This window comes from Microbulbifer variabilis (assembly GCF_023716485.1).
In the GTDB taxonomy this organism is placed as follows: Bacteria; Pseudomonadota; Gammaproteobacteria; order Pseudomonadales; family Cellvibrionaceae; genus Microbulbifer; species Microbulbifer variabilis_B.
The window spans coordinates 3,102,247-3,127,604 of record NZ_CP092418.1 but is presented as its reverse complement, the minus strand read 5'-3'; the positions used below and the strand labels follow the sequence as shown (position 1 = coordinate 3,127,604).

19 protein-coding genes are annotated in these 25,358 nt (G+C 49.9%); 12 read left to right on the top strand and 7 right to left on the bottom strand.

Annotated elements, in window-relative coordinates:
- Positions 1-500: 500 nt before the first annotated feature.
- Complete coding sequence (locus MJO52_RS13905) at positions 501-2,369, top strand: carotenoid oxygenase family protein (protein ID WP_252082304.1); 1,869 nt, start codon at positions 501-503, stop codon at positions 2,367-2,369.
- Positions 2,370-2,426: 57 nt separating this feature from the next.
- Entirely contained in the window at positions 2,427-4,088 is a 1,662-nt protein-coding gene (locus MJO52_RS13900) for a D-arabinono-1,4-lactone oxidase (protein WP_252082302.1), read from the top strand.
- Positions 4,089-4,153: 65 nt separating this feature from the next.
- Here the strand turns inward: MJO52_RS13900 and MJO52_RS13895 are convergent, their stop codons facing one another.
- The 3 genes from MJO52_RS13895 to MJO52_RS13885 all read right to left on the bottom strand — a co-directional run bounded on the left by MJO52_RS13895 (position 4,154) and on the right by MJO52_RS13885 (position 6,213).
- Positions 4,154-4,936, bottom strand: a complete 783-nt coding sequence (locus MJO52_RS13895; RefSeq protein WP_252082300.1) for an alpha/beta fold hydrolase — start codon at positions 4,934-4,936, stop codon at positions 4,154-4,156.
- Positions 4,937-5,032: 96 nt separating this feature from the next.
- Positions 5,033-5,473 (bottom strand): hypothetical protein, encoded by a 441-nt coding sequence (locus MJO52_RS13890; RefSeq protein ID WP_252082298.1) that lies wholly within the window; start codon positions 5,471-5,473, stop codon positions 5,033-5,035.
- A gap of 257 nt (positions 5,474-5,730) precedes the next feature.
- Positions 5,731-6,213 (bottom strand): Lrp/AsnC family transcriptional regulator, encoded by a 483-nt coding sequence (locus tag MJO52_RS13885; RefSeq protein ID WP_152456185.1) that lies wholly within the window; start codon positions 6,211-6,213, stop codon positions 5,731-5,733.
- A gap of 569 nt (positions 6,214-6,782) precedes the next feature.
- Here MJO52_RS13885 and MJO52_RS13880 point away from each other — a divergent pair.
- Positions 6,783-10,295, top strand: a complete 3,513-nt coding sequence (locus MJO52_RS13880; RefSeq protein ID WP_252082296.1) for an indolepyruvate ferredoxin oxidoreductase family protein — start codon at positions 6,783-6,785, stop codon at positions 10,293-10,295.
- A gap of 112 nt (positions 10,296-10,407) precedes the next feature.
- On the opposite strand, the gene MJO52_RS13875 is transcribed toward MJO52_RS13880, so the two are convergent.
- Positions 10,408-11,091, bottom strand: coding sequence for a ChrR family anti-sigma-E factor (locus MJO52_RS13875; protein WP_252082294.1), 684 nt, complete (start codon positions 11,089-11,091; stop codon positions 10,408-10,410).
- Positions 11,092-11,098: 7 nt separating this feature from the next.
- The gene (locus MJO52_RS13870; RefSeq protein ID WP_252082293.1) at positions 11,099-11,716 is read right to left on the bottom strand and encodes a sigma-70 family RNA polymerase sigma factor; all 618 of its coding nucleotides are present in this window, start codon (positions 11,714-11,716) and stop codon (positions 11,099-11,101) included.
- A 147-nt stretch (positions 11,717-11,863) separates the two neighbouring features.
- Between MJO52_RS13870 and MJO52_RS13865 the strand changes: the two genes are divergently transcribed.
- The 9 genes from MJO52_RS13865 to MJO52_RS13825 all read left to right on the top strand — a co-directional run bounded on the left by MJO52_RS13865 (position 11,864) and on the right by MJO52_RS13825 (position 23,098).
- Positions 11,864-12,295: a nuclear transport factor 2 family protein gene (locus tag MJO52_RS13865; RefSeq protein ID WP_252082292.1), complete on the top strand. Its 432-nt coding sequence runs from the start codon at positions 11,864-11,866 to the stop codon at positions 12,293-12,295.
- Between the two features lie 3 nt (positions 12,296-12,298).
- A complete protein-coding gene (locus MJO52_RS13860; protein ID WP_252082290.1) occupies positions 12,299-13,075 on the top strand; it encodes an SDR family NAD(P)-dependent oxidoreductase in 777 nt (258 codons plus the stop codon).
- Positions 13,075-14,328, top strand: coding sequence for an NAD(P)/FAD-dependent oxidoreductase (locus tag MJO52_RS13855; protein WP_252082288.1), 1,254 nt, complete (start codon positions 13,075-13,077; stop codon positions 14,326-14,328). Before MJO52_RS13860 ends, MJO52_RS13855 begins: the two co-directional genes overlap by 1 nt.
- On the top strand, positions 14,325-15,155 hold the full coding sequence (locus MJO52_RS13850) for a DUF1365 domain-containing protein (RefSeq protein WP_252082287.1): 831 nt from the start codon (positions 14,325-14,327) through the stop codon (positions 15,153-15,155). Before MJO52_RS13855 ends, MJO52_RS13850 begins: the two co-directional genes overlap by 4 nt.
- Positions 15,152-16,405, top strand: a complete 1,254-nt coding sequence (locus MJO52_RS13845) for an SAM-dependent methyltransferase (RefSeq protein ID WP_252082285.1) — start codon at positions 15,152-15,154, stop codon at positions 16,403-16,405. Before MJO52_RS13850 ends, MJO52_RS13845 begins: the two co-directional genes overlap by 4 nt.
- Before the next feature lies 1 nt (position 16,406).
- Positions 16,407-16,913 (top strand): DUF2878 domain-containing protein, encoded by a 507-nt coding sequence (locus MJO52_RS13840; protein ID WP_286036967.1) that lies wholly within the window; start codon positions 16,407-16,409, stop codon positions 16,911-16,913.
- A gap of 304 nt (positions 16,914-17,217) precedes the next feature.
- Positions 17,218-17,613: a glycine zipper family protein gene (locus MJO52_RS13835; protein ID WP_252082282.1), complete on the top strand. Its 396-nt coding sequence runs from the start codon at positions 17,218-17,220 to the stop codon at positions 17,611-17,613.
- 172 nt (positions 17,614-17,785) lie between these two features.
- Positions 17,786-18,802 (top strand): NADPH-dependent aldehyde reductase Ahr, encoded by a 1,017-nt coding sequence (ahr, locus tag MJO52_RS13830; protein ID WP_252082281.1) that lies wholly within the window; start codon positions 17,786-17,788, stop codon positions 18,800-18,802.
- A 771-nt stretch (positions 18,803-19,573) separates the two neighbouring features.
- Positions 19,574-23,098, top strand: coding sequence for an amino acid adenylation domain-containing protein (locus MJO52_RS13825; RefSeq protein WP_252082280.1), 3,525 nt, complete (start codon positions 19,574-19,576; stop codon positions 23,096-23,098).
- 208 nt (positions 23,099-23,306) lie between these two features.
- Here the strand turns inward: MJO52_RS13825 and MJO52_RS13820 are convergent, their stop codons facing one another.
- Together MJO52_RS13820 and MJO52_RS13815 are read right to left on the bottom strand one after the other, a co-directional pair.
- Positions 23,307-24,605 (bottom strand): type II toxin-antitoxin system HipA family toxin, encoded by a 1,299-nt coding sequence (locus tag MJO52_RS13820; RefSeq protein ID WP_252082278.1) that lies wholly within the window; start codon positions 24,603-24,605, stop codon positions 23,307-23,309.
- The gene (locus MJO52_RS13815; protein WP_252082276.1) at positions 24,599-24,982 is read right to left on the bottom strand and encodes a helix-turn-helix transcriptional regulator; all 384 of its coding nucleotides are present in this window, start codon (positions 24,980-24,982) and stop codon (positions 24,599-24,601) included. Before MJO52_RS13815 ends, MJO52_RS13820 begins: the two co-directional genes overlap by 7 nt.
- Positions 24,983-25,358: the final 376 nt, after the last annotated feature.

The window sequence follows — 25,358 nt, the reverse complement described above, 5'->3', positions numbered from 1 at the left end:
TTTAGTCTTTAAGGTTGAATGAATCGTTGTGGCGTCATTAAGTTGCACGATTTTTTAGTGATGAATATTTAGGGGATTCTGGTGGTTGTAATAAAAATAGAGTTTGGCTCTTTGAGATTTTCTAACCTAGACGTTCGGAATTACAATAAGTACTGAAAAAGATTCTCATTTCCGTCTGAGATAACGCTCGGAAATATGATTTAGTAGATGTTTTATTGATATTATTTTGCCTGACTGTTTAGTTCTGTAGGGCGCTTATGTTTTACGGAAAAACTGGTTAACAGTGTCATCATCTCGTTCTTGATTTTTGCGGTTTAATATAATTAACTGCCGCTCGGGTTTAAATGTTTTCACCTTTGGTGTGCTCGCCAAGCTGGGAAATAATAAATAAATATCGCTTGGTGAAAAGGGTGTTAAAAGTCAAATATGAATACATTGCGCTAAATTTATAAACATAAGGTCAGTTAAAGCAGTCGGCCGTTTTTATTACAAGGAAAATAATGAAACGTCGCGATCTTCTGAAAGCCGCAGGTGCTCTTTCGGCACTGCCACTGGCTGGTATGACCAGTTCTACAGCTCAGGCAAGTAATCGCCTAGAGGATTCCACCTTCCCAAAGTCGATTATGGATGGCAGCCTGCAGGATTCTTCCGGTTTCCTTAAGGTGGTTCAAGGTAACTTGCCTGATGATGTTACCGGCCATTTGTTGATGGCCGAGGGGATTCCTCTCGCTCCTAACCATTTGACTCCAAATGGAAAAGGTGCGCTTACCCGGTTGGATTTCAGTGGTAGAGCCAGTAATGGCAGTGTGGCTTATACGCGAAAAATGATCAGAACCGCCTCTGCAATTATGCAGGAGCAAGATTTGAGTGGTTTCGATAAGTTTAATTTGCTGGGGGGAACTATCTATTCCAGCCCAAATCTTGGCTTTATGAATTATTGCAATACGGCCCCCAATTATATGGGGGAAAACCGCTTTGCGATGAGCTATGAGGGGGGGGTGCCCTATGAGTTCGATGCTACCACTCTGGAAATGATAACCCCTATTGGTGAGGTGGGAGAGTGGGAATCCAGTCTTCCTCCTCTGTTGGATAACCTAACGCCAAAGAAGTGGTTGTTCCCACAAATTCGCACTACTGGTCACCCCTTCTTTGATTTGGCGTCCGGTGAGTGCATTACCATCAATTATGGTGGCAATATGGGTGACTCCGGTCGCTCGGGCTTTATTCGCTTGATTTCCTGGGATCAGCGGGGGGCTTTCAAAAGCTGGAATATTCGTGATCGCCAGGGAAATAACGCTTATATCGCGGCCAGTTCCCACTCCCTGGGGGTTACTCGTAACCATGTCATTATTTTTGAGACCGCGGCGAGGGTCGAATCCACTCGTATTCTCGGTACCCATATTGTACTGCCGCAGGAACACAAAACTCGCTGTTGGGTGATACGCAAGTCGGATATGGTACCTGGGCGTGAGGATATTATTGCTGACTACCTGGAGCTGGGCTTTGATACCTCCGATATTGTTTGCAACTATGACGACAGTGCCGGTGAAATCACTCTCTATGGCCAGTATATGGGAGCCATGGACAAGTCTGAACAGCTGTTCCGCTATGAAATATTCCAAGAGGGTGGGCTAGTGCCCAAGTGGTTGTCCGGCTATCCGGCGGCGCCTGTGGATGTTGGAGGTCTGGTGCGGGCTAGAATTCAGGTAACGTCTGACTTTGCACGGGAGATCAAAGACGATTACCGGGTTATCCGCGATGAAAACCTCCTTTGGGATATGAATGACCCAGCTTATCGAGGGCACTTTCAGTTTCCAGAGACATTTGAGCATCTGTATTGGGCTGCGGTGGGCTACCGCCCAGATTTGGTTTCTATGCGCGTTTCCTGGGCATACCGCAATTACCCAGAACGTTTTTATAGTTATTGGGATATGCCCGAGCAAAGTAAGCCATCTGCTTTGGTGCATATGGATTGCACCCGCATGCAAATTGCCGATGCTTATCAGTTCCCCGATGACTGTGTGATGCGGACTCCGCAGTTTATGGCACGGCCTGGATCCACCGCGCAGAATGATGGTTATCTAATTGCTGCGGTTGTTCGGAAAAATCCGAGTAGTGCGCAATCCAACGGTAAAGAGTTCTGGATATTTGATGCTGCCGCACTCAGCCGGGGGCCACTCTGTATCCTCGCCAGTGAGTCTTTGGAATTTGCTACCACTAACCATGCCCTGTGGGTGCCCTCTATAGGTCGCCGTCCAGCTATGGCTTACCGTTCTGGATATGGGGATTTCCTGCGCAGTAAAGCGCCTGATCACAGTCGCAATGTTCAGGAAATAATCGATCGGGAGCTATTACCTAGATTTGGTTAATTTTTTCATTAATTGAAATACAACAACTCAATAATGCAACAACAAGGAAGCAAAGGCATGTACCATCCACTTCTCTCCGGGCGAAGTCATTTGTTGCGCCGGGCTACCAATTTCTTGTGTGCGGCAGGTTTGTTTTTTGCTGCGGGGGCTTCGGCGGAGCAGTTACCTCCCCCCATTGATGTACCTGAGGTTTTGAAAAACTATCAGGACACCCAGGATTGTTTTCCCGGTGTTATTCATGACCCTTCAACAATCGCTGAGGTACAGTCGATAGTGCGCGATGCTGCCGCTCAGGGGCGCAAGGTCATGACCGGTACCCGGCGCTTTAACAGCCAGATAGACGCGGCTTGTGCGGGCAACGGCGAAGTGCAAATCACTCTGGAAAATATGAACCAGGTGGTTAGCCTGGATAAAGAAAACCGCTTGGTAACTGTTCAAGCTGGTATGCGTTTTAATGATCTAGCAGCCTATTTGCGTGAGCATGAACTCAGTGTACCGATGGTTACTGAGCTGGCGATCTTCTCGATTGGCGGGATGCTTGGCAGCGGCACTCATGGATCCACCTTTACTCAGAAAAGCAATATGATTTCTGACTATGTCACCGAGATAAAGCTCGTTGATGGCAAGGGGAATCTGCGTGTAATCACTGGTGAACTACTCAATGCTGCGCGGGTTAACCTTGGTGTTTTGGGGGTTGTGGTGGAAGTGACTATTGAAGCCGAACCCGGCTACAAGGTACAAGCCAAAGTGAAGGGACACCGGGATGACAGCGATCTGGAGAATGTCATTTTGGGCTTGGCTCGGGATAACCACTCCGCAAATATTGCCTGGTTCCCAGGTCTCGGCCGCTATACGGTTACTACTTATAATAAGGTTCCTTTGGACACCCGGGGCAATGCTTATAACGCTCAAGCTGATGTCTCGGATTTTTCCGAGTATCTCTTTGGCCTGATTTTTGATAGCTTGCATGAAGCCGACAGTGCTGCCCTGCAGTGCTTTGCCGCATCTCTGCGATATACGGCCCGCTCCAGTTCTTATTTCCGCGATGTAAATACCGGTCTAAAGAAATTCATCAAGCCCACGGGGCACGCGGATCTGATGCAGCATTTTGTCTGTAAAGAGCCGAACAATTGTGTCTGGGATAAGTTGCCGATTGCCTTGCAGGAAGTGGCCATACCTTTTGAGGAGCTGCCCAACTGGATTGCCGATGTGCGCCAGATTATTGCCCACAGTGAGCGCACCTGCTTCCCCTTGAACGGTATTTACTTCCGCTTTGGTAAGGCCTCCGATAGCTATCTGGGAATGAGTGCTGGGCGCGACACCGCTTTTGTAGGTATCGAGTATACTCTGCGCCAGCGCGGTGAGGCGGTGCCTAAAAACTACTTTGTAAACCTGGAAATTGAGCAGATGTCGCTACGCAAATATGGCGCCAGACCGCACTGGGGTAAGAATTCGGTGGCTATTTTTGAGGATATGCCCTCTCGCTTCCCGAAATGGTCTCAGTTCCTTGATGCCAAGGCTGAATTGGATCCTGAGAATGTTTTTACCAATCCATTCTGGCAGCGGGTTAGTGGCCAAGACCCTCTTGAGAATTACCTAACGCCCCAATGTAATGCTGACGGGCAGTGCTATTGCAGAACCGATGCACATTGTGAGCAGGGGGCAACTTGCCAAGCAGGTAATTGGTATTCCGAGGCGCGGATATGTAAGAAAGATTAGGCTTGTATTGATACAAAAGGAGTGGTGGTTTCACCACTCCTTTTTATTTTATTGATGATTGAGTGTTAATTCTTTGAAAGGTGCTCTTTAATATACAGGCAAAACTTTTCTGGATTTTCTATTGGCAACATGTGATTTTCTGAAGCCGCTTGCAATAATTTAGATGAAGGAGTGTGACTGGCAGCAGATTTGGATACTATCTGAAAGAGATTTCTGGTATTACTGCCGTATCCAATCGTAGTGGGGATTTGGATTGTCGACAGGTGCTCTTTATCCAGGCAGGGCTTTTCAGTTTGAGAGAGTTGTAAGGGCAGGGTGTGAGCATTCTCCAGTTGCTGGGCCCGAAGTACTGGTGCTTGTGAAGAGAAATAGCCAGCTCTGTTCCCGGAACCATCAATAAGAAACGCCACAGCCTCCTCAAGCTTACCATTGTCAACCGCTTCGAATACCTTGCCAAACATGGCTTCGGCATCCTGCATAAACGCCTCCATTTTCTTGCTATCCAGGTGTCCTGGATAACCTGGCTCATAGACAAATAAGCTTTTGAACAATTTGGGGGCTTTTATCGCTGCGCTTAAGGCAACATCAGCACCATAAGACCAGGCGATCAAGTGAATGGGACCATCGCCAAGCGTGGCTGAGAAACTAATTAAATCATTGGCATGAGTTTCAATGCCAAAACTTCCACTCGAGCCTTTATTATCAACACCAAAATGTCTTTGGGTGAGAGAAGCAACCCTGTATTCTTTTGCGAGTATACGATGGTGTGGTTCCCACATTCTTTCATCGGCAAGTGCACCATGAAGAAAGAGGACAGTTTCTTTAGGTTTTTCTAGTGAGTGCTTCATCTTTGGTATATAAGCTTTATTATTTATTTCTAACTTTTCACTCTCTGAATTAGAGAGCGCTAATAGCTTGGGTCTGCGCTTCTATGCCTTAAAGTTTTACTCTTTATAAAGTCTGATAAGGGCCAAGAAGCTGATAGCGGCCAAGTTTACTCCAATCCCCCAAGTTTGTTCACTTAATGGGGAGAGTGAGTATTCAGCACCGATACTCAGGCGATATGTATCACTGAAGGGTGGATATATCAATAAAAAGGATGCGCCTACTCCGGTGGCAAGTTTAAAACTCAGAATAGGAGATGTGATCCAGGGGATCTGTGCAATAAAAACCCGCTCAAGGTGCTTAATGTTTGAAGGGAATCTCAAAAATTTTATGCCCGCGTATACTGAGTATACAAAAAAGGCAAATACTAGGCTGTTACCAATTACTTTATTGAATGTTAATTCTCGTGAAATCATGGTATCTGCTGCAACCATAATGCTTCCAATAGAGCCGCCTGCAATTGACGTGGCCAGTAAGATCTTTCTGATTATTGCTTTCAATGACTTCCCTTAAAATACCAGTTATTCATATTCTTTTTTTCCGATAGCTTTTCCCAGACCAAGTATATTGATAATTCAATAATCTATGAGAGCCTGTCTCTCAATGAGTTAGCCTGATCGGCCCCATTAACAAGAGTAAGATTGATTAATAAACGATCTGCATCGCGAGAGCGCCCGGGTATAACTCAGGCGCTTTAAATTGGAGGATTGCCTTAAAAATTTATCAGGACAGTGGCAGGAGGGTATTTCTGTCTAATTTATTTTTCCAACAACTGATCCAATGGTAATTCAGTGCGGTAACGTACCTGTTTTAGGGAAAAGCTACTCTTAATATGATCAATACCCGGTAACTCCGTCAGTTTTTTATCGAGAAATTCCTGGTAGGCCTGTAGGTTGGGAACAACCACGCGGAGCAGGTAGTCGAAGTCACCAGTCATTAAGTAACATTCCATAACCTCCGGCCATTGGCCGATAACAGATTCAAAATCCTGTAGCTCTTTTTTCACTTGGTGGTTGAGGGTTACCTGAATAAAGACACTAACTGGAAGGCCTACTTTTTCGGGCTCCAAAAGGGTCACGGCGCGCTTGATAAATCCCTGTTCATTGAGGTTTTTGACCCGCCGCGAGCATGGCGAGGGAGAGAGGCAGACTTTTTCTGCCAGCTCAATATTGGGAATAGTGGCATCCTCCTGGAGGATTTCCAGGATTTTTTTATCGATGGCATCCAGTAAATAGGCCATGGTTTTTTCCGTATCTCTTCTCTCTGAACGAACACCGGATTATCCGGCTGCTTCACTGCCATGCCGGCATGACAAAACATCCCGGTTGAGTCCTTTCTGGGCAATTATCCTGTTTTATGACTGCGCCGTGAAACCGTTTATTCTTTGTTATCAATATCCGCTCACTAGATCTGTGCTGAGTGACCAGCCGCCAACTGCTCGTTCACTCAGCTTTCCTGTAACCGACTTGCAAACTAGGAAGGTGGTTACGTGTGGGGGTAGATTCTGCGTCTCTCACAGTGGCGCCCCCGCGTAGGGCCTATTCGATGAATCCCTAAAAAACTGACTTTTTGAGTGAATTGTTGCTGGTAGTTTGTAATCTTTAGCGAGTTGTGTCCGTATTATGCCCTAGCCAGGCTTATTTTGGTATGACCTGCCCGGCCGGGCGGTGTTAATTTTAGCGGCTAATAAGCAGATGCTTCGGTTTGGCTTTGAGCTGTTTCAGTAGGTGCCGAGAGAAATGTGGCACCGTGGCTATCGTCATCAAACCGGGCAAAAGAAAAGCAATAATGAATTAATAGGTGGTACCCATGGCAATGGTCGAAGGCGATCAGGAGCTGGGCTTTGATACCGAGTATTCTCTCAAAGCCGCATTTACCCGTGATTCTGGCCGAGTCTTTCTGACTGGTATTGATGCGCTGGTGCGCCTGCCGCTCATGCAGAAACGTATGGATGAGCTGGCTGGCCTGAATACTGCGGGCTTTATTTCCGGCTATCGGGGCTCCCCTCTCGGCGGTTACGATCAAGCGCTCTGGCGTCATAAGAAGCTACTCGCTGGGCACGATATCCACTTTGAACCGGGTATTAACGAAGACCTTGGGGCCACCAACATTTGGGGTACCCAGCTAGTCGATCACTACCGAGAGCAGGCCACCCGCGATGGGGTCTTTTCCATTTGGTATGGCAAGGGCCACGGGGTGGATCGCACCGCAGATGTATTTCGCCAGGCGAATATCCAGGGCACCGCCAAACTCGGCGGTGTGCTGGCATTGTGTGGCGATGACCACACCGCTGAGTCCTCCATGTTTTCCCACAACACCGATCAGATTTTTGAATCGGTAATGATGCCGTTGCTGTTTCCCGCCAGTATCGACGAGTATCTCACTCTCGGTCTCGCTGGTATTGCACTGTCGCGCTTTTCCGGTCTGTGGGTAGGGTTCAAGGCCATTACCGAAACGGTAGAGGCCGGTGCCTCCCTGGTGGTTCCAAGCTTGCCACAGTTCACTATTCCGGCGGACTTCCCCATTCCTGCCCATGGCTTGAATTATGACCCGCACCTGAATTGGCCCGCTGAGCGCCTGGAGTACGAGCGCCGTATGCTGGAGGAGCGTTTGCCGGCGGCGCAGGCCTTTGCCTATGTCAATCGCCTTGATAAAACAACGCATGAAAGCGAGCGCAAGCGCTTTGGAATCGTGACTGTGGGCAAGGCCCATGGGGACCTGCTGGAAGCGTTACAACTGCTCAACCTGAGCGAGGAAGATCTGCGCCAGGCGGGCATTGCCATTTATAAGGTGGCGATGTCATGGCCCCTGGAGCCTCGCGGTATCAGTGAGTTTGCCGACGGTATGGAACGGCTGCTGGTGGTGGAGGAAAAACGCCCGCTGGTGGAAGACCAGTTGAAGAACCTACTGTATGGCTGGGAGGACAACCGCCGCCCGAAAGTGGTCGGTAAGAAGGACCTCAATGGTGAAGATCTGCTGCCGGCGATCTGGGGTTTTGGACCAGATCAGGTGGCCAAGGCGATTACCCGCTGGCTGGCAGATACTGACCTCGCACAGCGTTTGATCCCCCTGGCAGAAAAATTGGGAGGCAATGTACCTCAGCGAGCACAAGGCCTGTTGGCGCGGGAGCCAATTTTCTGCGCTGGCTGCCCCCACAATACTTCCACCAAACTGCCGGAGGGCAGCCTCGGCAGTGCCGGCATTGGCTGTCATATCATGGCGCTGGGCAAGGGGCTGCGCACCGATACTTACTCCCATATGGGCGGTGAAGGCGCCCATTGGGTGGGGTTGCACCGCTTCTCGAATGCCGAGCATATTTTCCAAAATATGGGAGATGGTACCTATAACCACTCCGGTTTATTGGCGATTCGCCAGGCAGTCGCCAGTAAGGTCAATATCACTTACAAAATCCTTCTCAACGATGCGGTGGCTATGACCGGTGGCCAGCCTGCCGATGGCGAGGTAAACGCTCCAAGTCTGGCCGCGCAGCTGCTGGCAGAAGGCGTTGGGGTGGTGGTTCTGCTCAGTGAAAACCCCGATTACTGGCATCAGCACCGCGGCCAGTTGCCGGCGAAAGTGGAAGTGTTAGACCGTTCAGAGCTGGATGCCGTCCAGCGCCGTCTGCGTGAAACGCCGGGTGTCACCGCCATTATTTACGAGCAGGTGTGCGCCGCAGAAAAACGCCGGCGCCGCAAGAAAAAACTGATGGTGGATCCGCCCAAGCGCCTACTGATTAACCAGCGCGTGTGTGAGGGTTGTGGTGATTGCAGTGTGCAGTCGAGCTGTATCGCCGTGGAGCCCCTGGAAACCCCCTATGGCCGCAAGCGTCAGATCAATCAGTCCAGCTGTAACAAAGATATGCGCTGTGCCGATGGCTTCTGTCCTAGTTTTGTCACCATCGAGGGTGGTGAGCTGAAGAAACCGCCGGTTCAGTCTCTGGCCGAGTCCCTGGATTCTGCCATCGTCGATTTGCCGCCAGCGCCGGTGGCAGCCCTGGAACAACCTATTAGCATCTTGGTGGCCGGCATCGGCGGCAGCGGTGTACTCACTGTGGCGGCACTTTTGGGTATGGCCGCGCACCTGGAAGACAAGGGCAGTACCACGCTGTATTTCACCGGCCTATCACAGAAAAATGGTGCGGTGGTCGCCCACGTAAAAGTGGGTGCACGCCCGGAAGCCATTACTACTGCGCGTATCCGCGATGGCGCCGCTGAGCTGCTGCTTGGTTGCGATATGGTCACCGCTGCGGGCCAGCGCCCGAAATTTGCCACGGGCAAAATGCGTGCGCTGGTGAATACGGCCGAGGTGCCGGTGGCGGCCTTTGTGCGAGACAACGAACTAGCTTTCCCGGCGGATGCCACCCAACAGAGTATTGAGTCCCTTTGTGCCGAGTATTTCGCCTTCGATGCGAATAAGTACGCACAGGCACTGTTTGGCGATACGGTTGCCAGCAACCTGATGATTATGGGCTTCGCCTGTCAGAAGGGACTGCTGCCAATTGGTGAGGCGGCACTGGAGCGGGCCATCGAACTGAATGGTGTGGCGGTGGAAAATAACCTTCGCGCATTCCGTGCAGGGCGCTTGTTGGCGACGGATCCGAGGGCGATAGAAAAGCTGGCGGTACCGGCGCAGCCCGTAAAAATGATCGAGCCGCAGGAATCTGTGGAGCAATTGATCGCGCGTTTGAGCCGCGAGCTGGTTGAATATCAAAATGCCGCTTACGCTCACCAGTTCACACAGGGTATCGAGCATTTATACCGAGCGGAGCTGGCTCTTGCCGGCACGACGGGGGAATTGACCCGCACTGCAGCCAACAGCTTGTTCAAAGCCATGGCCTATAAGGATGAGTACGAGGTAGCGCGCCTGTACAGCGGCGAGGATTTCCAGCGTCAGTTGCGCGAGACTTTTAGCGGTGATTATTCCCTCAAGTTCCATATGGCCCCGCCATTGCTGGCACGCCCCGATGCCAGTGGCCGGGTGCGCAAGATGCAGTTTGGCCCTTGGATGGGCCGCTTAATGCCATTGTTGGCGCGTGGTAAAGCGTTGCGTGGTTCCGTGCTGGATGTGTTTGGCTACACCGAAGAGCGCCGCGCCGAACGGGACTGGGCACGCCAGGTGGCGCGAGCGGTACAATCGGTAGCGGCTCAGCTGAGCGCTGACAATCTTGCCGAAGCCCAGGAATTGCTGGCAATTCCTATGCAAGTGCGCGGTTACGGGCATGTGCGTGAGCAGAAATTTGCCCAGGTACAGGAGCGCTGGCAGCAGTTATTCAGCCAGTTTACCGCGGGGAACAAGGAGCAGGCGCCGGTGGCGGTTTCCTGAGCCCCTGGGTAAGCAACGGAAATAGTGCATCGGAAATAAGTAAGGAATGGATGTATGGCAGGGACGCCAGTGATATTTCTTACCGTGTACCTGGAGGCAAAATCTATCGGGTCTAACCCGGCCGAAAGGGGATCAGCGGATTGAGAAACAGACCGCGGACTCCAGTGAGTGAAACCGGAGCTTCTACTGCGGAAAAACACAGGCAGTCCATGTCCTGAGTGGCGATGGGCCTGTGTACCTGCCCCGGCTCGCGCAGGACGAAATCCCCCCGGCCATAGATACCGTTGTGATCGGAAAAGCTGCCGTGCAGTACCAGGGCGAATTCCCGCCCACGGTGATCGTGTTTCGGTAGTCCGCTGCCGCTGCGCAGGCTGTGAAAAGCCACTTCATACTCTCTCTGTCCAGACTTGAGCCGGCATATTTGTAGGTTGCGAGTCAGGGTCTTCCAGCGCCTGTTTGGATTGCTGGCCAATAATTTATTTAACACTTTGGGTAAGTGGTCCATAGCCGGTTCCCTGCTGACCGGGGCCGGGGTGGAGCTTTCTTCACTTTTGTGGAGGATTTTCTCCGGAATCTGGCTGATGCGTTCCATCAGGCGCTCGAAGGCGTTGGCTTGCAATGGCTGCGCCGGGCTCCCATTTAGGAGGGAGCCACCGAGATTGTTCAGGGTATGCAACTGGGATCGGCAATCAGCACACATCTGCACATGGGCTGCAACAACCAGGCTGGGGCCCCTGGCCAAGCTGCCTGAGGCGTATTCCAACAGAAGGTTTTCATCCGGGTGATGGCGAATCATTGGACGTTTACCTGACGAACCGAGCTTGCAATTTCTTCATGGCCAGGCGCACCCTGGATTTGACCGTGCCGAGGGGGAGGCGCAATTCTTCGGAGATCTCGCTGTGGGATTTTCCCTCCATATAAGCCTTTTCCAAAATGTGGCACTGCTCAGCGGGCAGGGCGCTGAGGCCATCGGCAATATCGCGCTCGTTGCGCTTGTGTTGTAAGAACAGCAGCGGCTGGCTTTCCAGGTTCTCATCCCAAATATCGGCCACATCAACATCGTTGTCGCGATTTTGATGGCGCTGGTTGCGGCGCAACATGTCAATACGGCAATTGCGCATAATAGTGAATATCCAGGTGCTGGCCGAGGCCTTGCCCTGGTCAAAGCGGGGGGCTTTATGCCATACCTTGAGCATAACTTCCTGCACCAGTTCATCGGCCGCTTCGGCGTTGAGTGCCTGGGTACTGCGGCTGTGGTGGAAGCCCTTAATGAGCGGGGCAAAATGTCGGAAAACACGCTCAAACGCCTGGCGGTCGCGCTGAGCGCCAACCTGCGTTAGCAGCCTGCTCCAGTCATCCTTGTAGTCCTGGGAAGCTTTCACCGCAATTCCATTGCCGTTTTGTCTTTGCCTGTGCGCCATATTAGCGCTCTCTAATGTTGTGTCGATCCTTACTACGCATCTGCGCACTAAATGGATTGGGTTATTTTTATTTTGGCGCTGTGATCTGCCATTGGCAGGCTAACGTAAATCAGAGGGGTAGCGCCGCGGAATACAGTGGAAGGGAAAATGAGCAGCCGCACATTGGTAAAAGAAGTCCAGTCTTATTATCGGGATTTTTTGGTTAGAGACCCGGCGGAACTGTCAAATATGTACAGTGACAAAATTGTGTTTCGCGATCCTCTGCACCGAATCGAGGGGCTCCCCGCCCTCAAGGCCTATTTCTCTGATATGAGCCACGGCCTTACCCAGTGTCGCTTTCGCTTTGAGGAGGCTTCCATTACCCGTGATAGTGCTTGCCTGCCCTGGTATATGCACTATGCGCACCAGTCTTTGAAGGGCGGCCGGCCGCTGCGTTTACGCGGTTGTAGTTTGGTGCGCTTTTCCGACAAAGTGTTTTATCACGAAGATTTCTATGACATGGGGGCAATGGTGTATGAGCAGGTGCCCCTGCTGGGCTCCCTGTTGCGCAGGATTAAGTTGCGTCTGGAGCGGGGCTGACTGGTGACGGAGATTCGCAATAGGACACTATGGGTTACCGGAGCCAGTTCCGGCATTGGCCGCGCCCTGGTCTTGCGCCTTGCCGAGCATAATAACTTTGTAATTGCCAGTGGGCGCCGGCGTGAAGCGCTAGAAGAGCTGCAACAGCTCGCTCCCACACATATTCGCATACTCGACTGCGATGTGGCCGATGACAGCGGTATGGCCTCTACCTTCGAGCGCCTCAAGGATTTAACCGATCATCTGGATACGGTGATTGCCTGTGCTGGCACTTGTGAGTACGACGATGATTTACAGCTTGATACCACAATGTACCGGCGGGTTTTTGATGCCAATTTCTTTGGTGTAGTGAATACATTGCATTGTGCTTTACCGCTGCTGGCTGTCAGTGCTTCTCCGGTTTTTGCCGCATTGGGCAGCTTATCTTCGCTAGTGCCATTTCCCAGGGCAGAGGCTTATGGCAGCTCCAAAGCCGCGCTGGATTATTTTCTGGCATCGGTACGTGGGGATGTCTGCCATACCAACCTCAAGGTCGTGTTGATCCGCCCTGGTTTTGTCGACACCCCGCTCACCGCGCAGAATGACTTTGACATGCCTTTTTTGATTAGCGCGGAGCAAGCAGCGGAGTATATTGAGGTGGGGTTGGCTCGCAGAAAATCCATAATCGATTTTCCTCTGCGCTTGAGCCTGCCACTGCGTTTTCTCGGATTTTTCCGTTTTCTTTGGTTTCGTTTTTGCACACCAAAAATAAGTAGGATTCGTACCTTAAGGAAGAGTTGATGCGTATTGCCATCGTTGGCAGTGGAATTGCCGGCATGACGGCGGCTTATCTTTTGAGTCGCAAGCACGAGATTACCTTGTTTGAATCACAGGACCGCCTGGGGGGGCATACTGCGACTATTGATGTAGAGGAAGAAGGCAAACGAACCCTGGCTATTGATACCGGCTTTATCGTGTATAACGATTGGACCTACCCGAACTTTATTCGTTTACTCAATGAACTGGGTGTCGAATCCCAGCCGACCGCTATGGGTTTCAGTGTGCGCTGTGATCGGGAGGGCTATGAGTATGCCGGCAACAATCTCAATACATTATTTTCCCAGCGCTCCAATCTTCTCAGTGCCGGCCACTGGCGCATGTTATGGGATATAGTGCGGTTTAATCGCACTGCTATGCGAGATTGGCGCGAGGGGCGCCTTCACGAGGGCCTGACCCTGGGTGAGTATTTACCGGCAAATGGCTATTCGGCCGAATTTGCCAACCGTTATCTGGTGCCCATGGGTTCGGCAATTTGGTCGGCCAGTGTGTCGCAGATGCTGGAATTCTCGGTGAGCTTTTTTGTGCGCTTCTTTTTCAATCACGGGCTGCTCAATCTGCTGCGGCGGCCACAGTGGCGCGTGATTAAAGGGGGCTCTCGCTCTTATATTCCTGCGCTGAGTGCGCCCTATGCCGACAGGATTCGGCTCTCCACTAAAGTGAAATCCCTCTGGCGCAAGGAGCAAAGCGTAGAGCTAGTGACCAGTGAGGGGGAGCAGCTGACGTTTGATCAGGTGATCCTTGCCTGCCACTCGGATCAAGCGCTGGAATGCCTTAAAGATACCTCTAATCTGGAGCGACAACTGCTGAGTGCCATCCCCTATGCGTGCAATAGTGTGGCTCTACATACCGATTCCACTTTATTACCACAGCACAGGCGCAGTTGGTCCAGCTGGAATTACCGCTTACGTGCCGAAAGCGATGAGCTGCCGGTACTTACTTACAACATGAATATCCTGCAGGGATTGGCAACGGATAAAACTTATTGTGTCACCCTGAATGCTGAGGAGCGTATCAACCCCAAAAAAATTCTCGCTCGCTTTGAATACGCGCATCCCCAGTTTTCTGTAGCGGGTAATCGTGCCCAACAGCAGTGGGAGAGGATAAACGGAGTGAATCGTACCTGGTTTTGTGGCGCTTACTGGGCCAACGGCTTTCATGAAGATGGGGTATGCAGTGCGCTGCGGGTTGCCAAAGGGATTGGGGTTGATTGGTGAAGGAAAAGCCAAAGGCTATCGTTGCGGGCGCGGCCATGAAGAGCGCTATTTATACTGGTTGGGTTCAGCACCGTCGTTTTGCGCCCCGTCAAAATCAGTTCCGCTACAAAGTGTTTATGGTTTATTTAGACTTGGCGGAGCTGGATGATTTTTGCTCGTTATCGCGCTGGTGGTCCAAAAAGCCCTGGGCACCGGCTCGATTTCGTCGCGAGGATTTTTTTGGCGATCCGAAACTCAGTGTCGAAGAGGCTGTATGTCTCAGGGTTGAGCGGGTTGCGGGAGAGCGCCCGCAAGGGCCCATACGTGTGCTCGCTAATTGGCGCTACTTTGGCTATAACATGAATCCCATCAGTATTTATTACTGTTTTGATGCCGAGGGCAGGGAAGTGCATTGGCTATTACTGGATGTTCATAATACCCCCTGGAACGAGCGTCATAGCTATGTACTCGATTGCCGCTCTGGGGCTCGTGTACAGAAAGTAGCTTTTGCAAAGACTTTTCACGTCTCCCCATTTATGCCGATTTCCCAGGGATATCGCTGGAGAAGTATTACTCCCGGCGATCGCCTAACCGCGTATTTACAGAATTTTGATTTAAGCGATGAGGAGCAGGAAGAGCGCCCCTTATTTGATGCCATTCTCAGTCTGCGCCGCAGTGAGCTGAGTGGTGACCTGCTCAATCGTATCCTGATCCAGTATCCATTTATGACCGTAAAAGTGATTGCCACAATTTATTGGCAGGCGCTGAAATTATGGTTCAAGCGCACACCTGTCTATGCCCATCCCGGTGGCAGGGGTGAAGTCCAGGGAGGGGAGAAGCGTTTATGAATGCAAAAGAATCTTCACAGGTTATTGTCGAAGGAGAGAGCCAGTCCTGGTTGATCAGGCTCGCCCGCAAGCTGGTTTTGGGCAAGATGCAAGTGATAGAGCGCGGCCATCTATTGATTGAAGAAGGGGATAGCCATTACCGTTTTGGTCAACCAATTGAACAGGCAAAAGTTCGGGCGCATATTCGTGTGCGGGATCCCATTGCCTATGTACAGGTATTGTTAAACGGCACTATTGGTTCCGGTGAAGCCTATATGGAAAAGGTTTGGGACTCCCCGTGCTTATTGGATGTCATTCGCCTGATGGTTGACAATATGTCCCTGATTGAAAGTATGGATAGCCGCTGGAGTAAATTGCCCCGTGTGCTGCTGCGTGTCCTGCATCGTCTCAACAGTAACAACCGCAGTGGCTCACGCAAAAATATTGCTGCACATTACGATCAGGGAAATGATTTTTTTCAGTTATTCCTCGATAAAACCATGCTCTACTCCTCTGCGATATTTCCCTCAGAGCAGACAACCTTGTACCAGGCCTCCATCCATAAAATGGAGCATATTTGCCAAAAACTGCAATTGAAACCCGGCGACCACTTGCTAGAAATAGGCACTGGTTGGGGGGGCATGGCCATTTATGCGGCAAAACACTACGGCTGCCAGGTAACCACTGCGACTATTTCTGAAAAACAATATCAATACGCTCGCCAATGGGTGGAGCGTGAAGGACTGCAAGATAAAGTACACGTGCTGCTACAGGATTACCGGGATTTAGAGGGACGCTTTGATAAACTGGTCTCTATTGAAATGGTTGAGGCAGTAGGGCACGAATACCACTACAAATTTTTCTCAATTTGTGGGCGCCTGCTTAAAGAGGATGGCCTGATGTTGATGCAGGCCATTACCATTTCGGATCAACGCTACCATCAATATCGCAAAGATATTGATTTTATCCAGCACTATATTTTTCCCGGCGGCTGTCTGCCATCTAATCAAGTGATTGCTCAGCAGATTGCCACTGCTACCGATATGCAGATTGTGGGGTTAGAGGATATTACTGCAGACTATGCGCGTACATTGCAACATTGGCGCAAAGCATTTTTGAATCAGCTGCCGCAAGTGCGCAATTTGGGCTTTGACGATCGCTTTATCCGCATGTGGGAATTCTACTTGTGTTACTGCGAGGGTGGCTTTATGCAGCGGGTGATCAGTACTGCTCAGTTCGTCTTCGCCAAGCCACGCGCTCTTATCGGCTGATATGTGGCGGTTGATAGTCAACGCTTTATTATTTGATATTGCCTGGCCTCTCTGTGTGATTATCGCACGCCCCTGGATTGTAGTGCCCTTTACCTTGATCAATTTGCTCATCCACTTAACTTTTGTGGCAAACCTGCGTAGGGAGCCTTTGTGGTTGGGGGGTGTTTTTCTATTTGGTGTGGGGGTGGATTCCATTCTCTTCCATTTAGGTATCTTGCAAAATCTCAGCGGTATTTCTTGGCCACCCATCTGGCTGGTGTGTTTATGGTTGAACTTTGCGATGACGTTGCGTTACAGCTTGGTGTTTTTGCAGCGTAATTTGTGGCTGGCAGTGTTACTGGGTGGTTTTTTTGGTCCTTTTAGCTATTACACCGGCGCTTTTCTGAATGGCACCGTAGAGCTGGGTCAGCCCTTGTGGCAATCACTGATGATCCTGTCTCTAATTTGGGCATTGATATTGCCGGGATTTAGTTACCTGGCTCGCGCTATTAATCCCGCTTACCGGTAAAGAGTTTTAACTCTGTTCACGGGTGAATTTTTATGTGAGAGCTTGTTTTTAAGCTTTTACTTGGCAAGTAGACCCCTTTCCTTGAAGACTTCCTAAAGACCTCTTAACTTTTTCCTCCAGGCAATCACAATGGCTTTGGCAGGTTCGAAAGCCATATCAAATTCCGATTGTTAGGCTATCTGGTCACTCTTTTCTTCGCTTTTTCTCACTGTCGACTGGCGCCATCTTCAACCAACAGCTAAACCTAAAGATGAAAAGCGTGACATATACGCAATCTCTAGGCTCAGGCTGTAAGAGGTGTCCGATGAAAACTGGTATTAGCGCAACTGCAGGATTTTGCATAGCTCTATTAGCTGGCTGTGCTGCTCAACCGGAACAGGTACCTGGGGCCGGTGGCATTGTGATTGATACCTGGGGCGTCAATATGAACCAGTATCAAATCGACCTCTCTGAGTGTAAGGGGATTGCTTATTCCACCTACAGCGACCAGGGGCGCCGGGGGTTAACCGGTGCTGCGGGCGGAGCTGTAGTGGGCGGCGCGCTCGGCGCTATTGTTGGTGATAGCAGTCGCGCAGCGGCGGCAGGTGCTGGAGCGGGCGCTCTGGTGGGGGGCCTCTCTGGTGCTGGCAGTGCCGGTGCAGAAGCCCAGCAGATTATCAAGAACTGTCTGCGCGGGCGCGGATATCGCGTGCTCAATTAATTCCCCTCACAGGAGTTAGCCAGGTTTTCTCGTGGGTCCTCTGATATTCGGCAACCTCACAGGACTTGGCTTGGGCCGGGAAACCCCCGGCTCTTTTTTTTCTCTTCTTAGCCGCGGCTTTTTAGGCCGAATGCACAGGGTTGACCTTCAGTGAATGCCACGGGAGTAGGTTATGACCAGTGGGACTACCATCAATGCCTATGGGGTTATGCAAGCCGGCGGACCCTTTAAACCGTATCAGGTAGAAGTGGGGGATCTGGGAGCAACAGAGGTGGAGTTGGAGGTGCTTTACTGTGGTATTTGCCACAGTGATCTCAGCATGATTGAGGATGAGTGGGGGGTGTCCAAGTTCCCCATAGTTGCGGGTCATGAAGTGATTGGACGGGTGTTGGCTGTGGGAGAGCAGGCTGGGCACTTTAAGCCCGGTACGGTTGTCGGCCTGGGTTGGAATTCCGGCTATTGTGAGACCTGCCACTACTGCCGGCGGGGCGATCAAAATTTGTGTGCCGAAGCTCGCTTTACCACTCTTACCGGCGGGGGTTTTGCCGATAAAGTTCGTGCAGATATGGGTAGCCTGGTGGTTATTCCAGAGGGAGTAGACCTAGTTTCGGCTGGGCCTCTCCTGTGTGGCGGCATTACGGTATTTAACCCTCTGATACAGTTTGATATTCAACCGACGGCTAAAGTGGGGGTGATTGGTATAGGAGGCCTGGGGCATTTGGCCTTGATGTTTTTGAATGCCTGGGGTTGTGAGGTAACGGCATTTACTTCCAGTGAGCATAAGCGCACCGAAGCTCTCTCTCTCGGTGCTCACAAGACATTGAATTCACGTGATCCGGAGGAAATTAAATCAGCCTCCATGAGTTTCGATTTCATAATCTCCACGGTCAATGTCAATCTGGATTGGGATTTATATATTCAGGCTTTAAAACCAAAAGGGCGCCTGCATTTTGTCGGTGCTGTTGTGGATCCAATCCAGTTTACCCTCTTCCCCATGATATTTGGCCAGCGCGATATCTCAGCTTCTCCAGTGGGCAGCCCAGCAGCCATTGAAACGATGCTTGACTTTGTCGCACACCATCAGATCAGGCCGCAGGTGGAAATTTATCCTATGAGCCAGATAGAAGAAGCTTTTAAGCATTTGAAGTCGGGCAATCCCAAGTATCGTATCGTGCTGTCCAGGGAGTAATAGGAGGGATTGGGGTGCTATTAGGATCATTGCGGTCAATGGCGATCTTCTCAAACCTTTCGATACGCGGGTTCTGATTTTATTTTCTTTATTTGTTCTTAGTAAGCTGTAAATAAACCGCTTAATCTTGATGGCACTTAAGGTGCCTTTTTTATGGTTGTTATCCCTCTCTGTAAAAATTTTCGAAATGCAGGTAGGCATACATGTACCATTTATTTGGATGCTTAATGAGAGTGAATCATTTTCTAGTGAATTTTTAACTGTAGGTGCAGTCGTATAAATTTCTTTGTCAATAAAAAATAAATATAAGGTGATTATAGTAAGGTTGAGCTGCAGGGTTGCGAGGGAAGGGGTTTAGGTGCTTGTTTATCAAGTTTTTCCCTGAAAGATAACTAAGCAATTTACTTGTTAGAGCTTTTGTCTGCGTAGCGTTTGTTTGTTGGTTTAGAGTTCTTGGAGGTGCTTATTTAAAAGATGAAGCTTTGGTGTAAGCTAAAAACTTCTCTAAATAGAGAATTTAGTATCAGTTTGAGTGTTACACTTTTTGTAAGGTTCAAATAAATATTTGTACTTGTGTGTTTGGTTTTAATTTTAGGGGAGCTCTAAAAAGTAAGAAACTTGACCAAGTTTGAAAGACATTAATTTGCATTGAAAGTTAATTTCCAGATCTTTAATAAAGATAAAAGGTAAGATTCTGTGAGTAGTCCAGTTAAAAACTCCAAAATAAGATCCCAGTTCAATATTTCAATCTGCCACTTGATTGCACAGCAAATGAAAGCAGCTCTTCATCGCATAGCGATTATTGATGGGGAGGTCAGAGTGAGCTACGAGTGCCTGCTTCAGCGGGCCGGCGCGATTGCGGCGGAGCTTGAGCGCCGGGATATTCAACCCGGCGCCTTGGTGGGGGTATGTATGAAGCGCTCCTGGGAGCTTGTGGCAACTTTAATTGGCGTAATGCGAGCAGGGTGTGCCTATGTACCTTTGGACCCAGCTTACCCTCAAGATCGTGTGGGTTACATGCTGGAACATTCAGGTGCTGTGGCAGCTATCGTGGATAGTGATAGCTCTGCGGACCTATGTCGCGAAGCGGGCGAATTAATCTGGCTCAACAGAGTGAGTGATCAAGACAAAGAATTTTCAGCTGATTCTGCGGGACCATCAGCCAGTGACTTGGCCTATGTGATCTATACCTCTGGTTCTACCGGCAAGCCAAAAGGTGTTGCGGTTGAGCATCAGTGTATTGTGGCTATGTGCCACTCTATGGATGAATTGTTCAGTGAGGAAGAGCTCCGGGGGGTCTTTGCTGGGGCTTCAATCTGTTTCGATACTTCTGTAATGGAAATCTTCGGGACCTTGTCACTTGGGGGTACAGTAATACTGGGTAAGAATATACTGGAATTACCAAACCATCCGGCAGCAGATCAAGTCAGAACCTGCGTATCTGTCGCCTCCGCAATGCAGACATTATTAGCTTCCGAGAAGTTGCCAGCTGGACTTCAGTGTCTTGTATTTGGTGGAGAGGCATTAAAGCGGTCTCTGGTTGATCAAGTTTATACCTTGAGGCCAGGGCTACGGTTGTTTAACGCCTATGGTCCTACCGAAGATACCGTGTATTCGACCATTGCCGAAATTAAGCCTGGCACTAAGTCGATCACAATTGGAAAATCAGTACCAGGCTCCCGTGCCTATATTTTAAATGAGTCCATGCAACCCGTTTCTTCAGGAGAAGCCGGTGAGTTGTATCTTGCAGGAGGTAAGCTGGCAAGAGGTTATTTATATGACGAAGCCCTCACTAAAGAGCGTTTCATCAAAATAGAATCTAGTGACCTCATCCAAGATAGCCGCTTATATAAAACTGGGGACCTGTGTCAGTGGGTGGAAAATGGAGAGATCGAATTTCTTGGCCGAATCGACCAGCAGGTTAAGGTCAGGGGGTTCCGCATTGAGCTTGGGGAGATAGAGTCGACGCTTGAGACTATGCCGGGTATTGATGCTGCTGCAGCGGCCGCTATAGATGGTGGTATTGGCCAGAAAATGCTCGCGGTCTATATTGTTAACCAGGATAAAACGGTAACAGATACAGCCGTTAAAGAGTTCCTGGCACAGCGACTTCCAAAATATATGGTCCCGCAAATTGTGAGGCACCTAGAGGTATTACCTATGCTCCCCAACGATAAGCTCGATCGCAAAAAGCTTATGGAGCTAGAGGAGGGCTATGCTGGTTTGGAATTAAGTGTTGATGCAGTGAGTAATTCCAGAGACTTGATGCAGCGCCTGATTGGTTCCAGCTCAGAGCAGCAAACCATCTTATTATCGATTATTCAAAGAGAGGTGGCCGTTCTCCTGAATTTTCCTGATCCGAAAGAAGTATCTCCAGAACAGCCTTTCTCTGGTCTCGGCCTCGATTCCCTCACAACTCTGGAATTGGCCAGACGTTTGAGCAACAACTTGGGTCGCTCGGTTGCTTCCCAAGCGATTATTAATTACGCCACTCCTAATGCCCTAGCGAACTACATCCTCGGCACTTTGAGTGATGGCGAAGCCAAGGGTTCGGATGAAAAAGTGAACCGCACTGCATCGGATTCACTTGCCAGCTTCCAATCGCATATCCAGTCCAGCCATCCTACATTCCAGGCTGCAAAAGCGCCGTCCTGGTCTGCACTGGATAAGAGCAAGCTGGTGCAGGAAGTCATGTATATGGTGAACGACCAGCGAAGAAATCCCTATAGCAAAGTCTTACGAACAGGTAGTGCCACTCATGGCACAGTGAGTGATGTTTATAACGATGAAGAACAGGAAGCAATAATCTGGACCACCAATCTATATCTTGGCCTGAACCGAGATAAGAAAGTTATGCAGGAGGCCGCTTCCGCAGTAGCGAAATTTGGTACTGGTATGGGGACCTCTGCGGCAGCATCAGGCCTTACAGATCTTCACCTGGAGTTCGAGACTGAGTTTGCACAGCTGGTCGGAAAGCCGAGCGCTTGCCTGTTCCCAACAGGTTATACCGCTAATGTTGGAGTGGTTGCAGGGCTTCTTGGTAAAGACGATGTAGTGGTTATCGACCAGCTTTGTCATGCATCTATTGTGGATGGTGCTCGTCTTTGTGGTGCCACGATTAGGACCTTTAAACATAATGATGTGGCCGACCTGGAGTCTGTGCTTGAGTCGGAGGTATCCCCATACCGAACGGTCCTGGTTGTTCTGGAGGGCGTATACAGCATGGGAGAGGGCGCCGCACCGGTAGCCAAAATTGTCCGCGCGGCCAAGAAATATGACGCGCTTGTCTTGGTAGATGAGGCACATTCTTTCGGTTTTTATGGTGAAGGTGGAGCGGGCATTTGTGCCGCTCAGGGAGTTACCGATCAAGTAGACTTTGTTATGACAACGCTCAGTAAGGCACTTGGTAGCCTCGGTGGCGTTATTGCGGCGAAGGAAGAATATGTAGATCTTTTGAGATCATCATCCAGAGCTTACATTTTCCAGGCTTCGATCAGTCCTGCAGATATTGCCGCGGCATTGACTGCTTTGCGCAGGCTCAGCACTGATGATGGTTTACGGGAGCGGCTCTGGGATACGACACGCTATATGCGGCAGCGCTTTGAACAAGCTGGCTATGATTTGGGAACAGGGGATGGGCCTATTGTCACGCCGCACTTTAGTAACAAAGACAAGCTGTTTGCGATAGTACAGGAATTATATAAACGTGGTGTTCAGACATCAGCGGTTACCTATCCCATAGTGGAGAGTGGGCGTGGTCGACTCCGACTTATTTGCTCGGCAGCTCACACGAAAGAGGATGTCGATAAAACTGTTGAAGCTTTGATTGAGGCGGAGCGGGAAGTTGATAGCTCATTGGTGGCTAGTAAAGAGCAATCGATGGATTCAAACTCTGCACAGTCTGAAGTAGAAGCTTGGGCTCATAGTTTTTCCAGCTATCTTAAACGATCACTGGCCAAGCGCTCTGGTCCAACGCCAAACTTGTCTTTATCCATTCGTGTTTCTGACCAGTCAGAGCCAGTAAGGATTTTGTATTACGACGGCAATATCACTTTGAGCGATCATGAAATTTCCGGTCTGCCCACGTGTTCAATACTTCTTAAAAGCAGCGGGGCTGTTTCCGCCTTGCACTGCTCCGATGTACAAAGTCTGCTTAAGAGTATCTGCGAAGGAGGCTGTGTGTTAAATGGCCAAGTGGAAGCGTTTATTTGGTTCATCGCGCGCATGGTTGATCTGCGGCGAGGCTCTAAAGAGTCGGCGCGCAGCGAGTTGCGCCGCGAGCAAGCCGTTTGCTAGTTGAGGTGAAGAAATAACTTAGCGCTAAAAAGGCTCTAGATGTTTGGCCCCTAGGCAAATGCTGCGGGGCCTCTATCCAAATTAAGATAGCAGCGGGGAGGCTCAGATAAGAGTATCTACAGAAGCAGAGGAGTTACAGGGTTTCTACAGTTGTGCTTCTACTCTGTAGAGCTGCGCTCCTTGCAGACTTTACTATTTTGCTTATCTATCAGCAGAGTTGTCGAAGGTTTTGATTGATTTCGACTGTCCAGCTTTCAGAAACCCCTGCGTGTTCAGCAAAGCCTTGCCACTGCTTCACGGCTGCTGCTACCTCTTCAATAATATCCATGGGCCGTTTAATACTGATTGCTCTTCCCACGGCAAGCAAATCCTCAAGTTGGAAGTGGTCGCGTTTGCCGTTGATACTCATCTGGTGCTGGCTGGTCCAGGCGCCGCCCGGATTGTGGGCATAGGTTACATCGAATGCCGGCGATAGAGACCATTCGCCTTTGGGGTTCATCAGGAACGCAATATTCTTTGTATGATCATCCTGGTTTCTGGCTAAAACATTGAATACCATTCGGCGATATTGCTGAATCGCCTCATTCTTGGGCAGGTAAAGTTCACGCATAACGCTAAAGGCTTGTTCGTATGAATGGGCACCAGCCATGTTGAAATCCAGGTGCGCGATGCCGCAGAGAGACTGCATATGTAGTTTCTTGCCATTCACCCGATCGAAGCGCCGCGTCATAAAGTGCGCTCTGCCATTTTCTTGCAAGAGCTGGCAGTCTGCCATGTTTATACCGGCTTCGATGGCCATCAGATGATAAGCATATTCAATGCGTCCATACCCATCGGTTGTACCGAGCTCAAGGTCTCCGGCACCATCGAATTTTAGTAGCCAATAATCGTAATCACTGGATGCGGGAACTTGGCCTGAACGTATATCTCCTTTGTTATTGATGGCGATAACTGCTTTTGCTCTGGCGCCCCCAGCGCTAGTGCCCACTCTTAATATGTCTAGCAGTGCACCGGATTTCTCCGCATCGCTGTTGCCAAGTTGGGCGTTAAGGTCGGTCTGCTTATGAGTGATTGTTGCTGCTAGTTTTACCAGTTCTTCAATATTGAGATCGACGGAATCCCTAAAACTACCATCTACTGCAGGCTGAAATTCCAGTGCGCCCATTCCACGGGTACCGGTATAGCAAAGTCGTTCAATAGGGTTAAAGCTTTCCGGAGTTCTCCCCTGTCGGGCGAGCCAGGCATCAATAACGGCATTACCGAATTTGTCCGGCAGGCAGTCTGCAAGGAGCCCCGGTAAGCCCTTAAAGGTGTCCCGACTGAGAGTGCGGAACGTATAGGGCTCCTTTGAAGCTTCGATAGGCATAGTAATTGGAGCAATATCCAATCCACTCTGCAGAAATTCCGGTGCGTACTCAAAGGCTCCATACCCAGTACTATCCCAGTGGACGGCCCCAACTATCTCTCCCCATAATTGCACCACTGCAGTATTTGTTTGGCTTACCATTCTGGTTTACCTCTCTTTTTAATTTTGCTTGCGCGTGTCTTGGAGGGGCTTTCTGCAGAGGTCTCTTTAAGCGCTTTCTCAGCGCTAGAGGCTCTGGCTCTTTTTCGCTGTTTGCCGTGAAGAGCAAGTTGCATAGGGCTGACTGTTGGGGCCGGGAGAAAAGCTTCCAGTGCGTCCAATCGGCGTAGGACTCTCAGTGCGGCGACCAGGCTGTCTAGCCTGCCGCGACCAGCCTCTAAACCTTTGATGGTGGAGGTGGATAAGCCGGCACGTTCAGCCATATCATCCTGGGTGAGATTCATGCGCAAGCGATACTCTCTAAGCCGGTCGCCCAGTGTCGCAAGTATCTGCTTATCGGATTGTCCATGGAGGTTCATAATAGCTGTTTTTCAATCTCTTATGAGTGAAGACCTACTTTAATAGGTGACTTTTTGTCTATTATAGAAAGATTATATAATATGTCATTAATAGGTACATTTATACCTTTTAAGCTTAGTATTACCCTTTATTGGGTAGAAAGGCACCTTTTAGAATAGTGTAGGGAGTCGCTAATTAAACTGTGAAGCGGATACCCCTCCCTCGCGGCAGGGATGAAATGGGTAGGTAGGGATATCCAGTTGGCCGGGAAGAGAGTTGCCGACAATGGTAAAGAGAGGCGAAATCTAATAGCTCACATTGCATTTCTTTGCGTAGAGCTTTCAGTATTGTTTCTAGGTTTTGATAAGTTCTGGATTTCCTTCACTTTTGATCCAC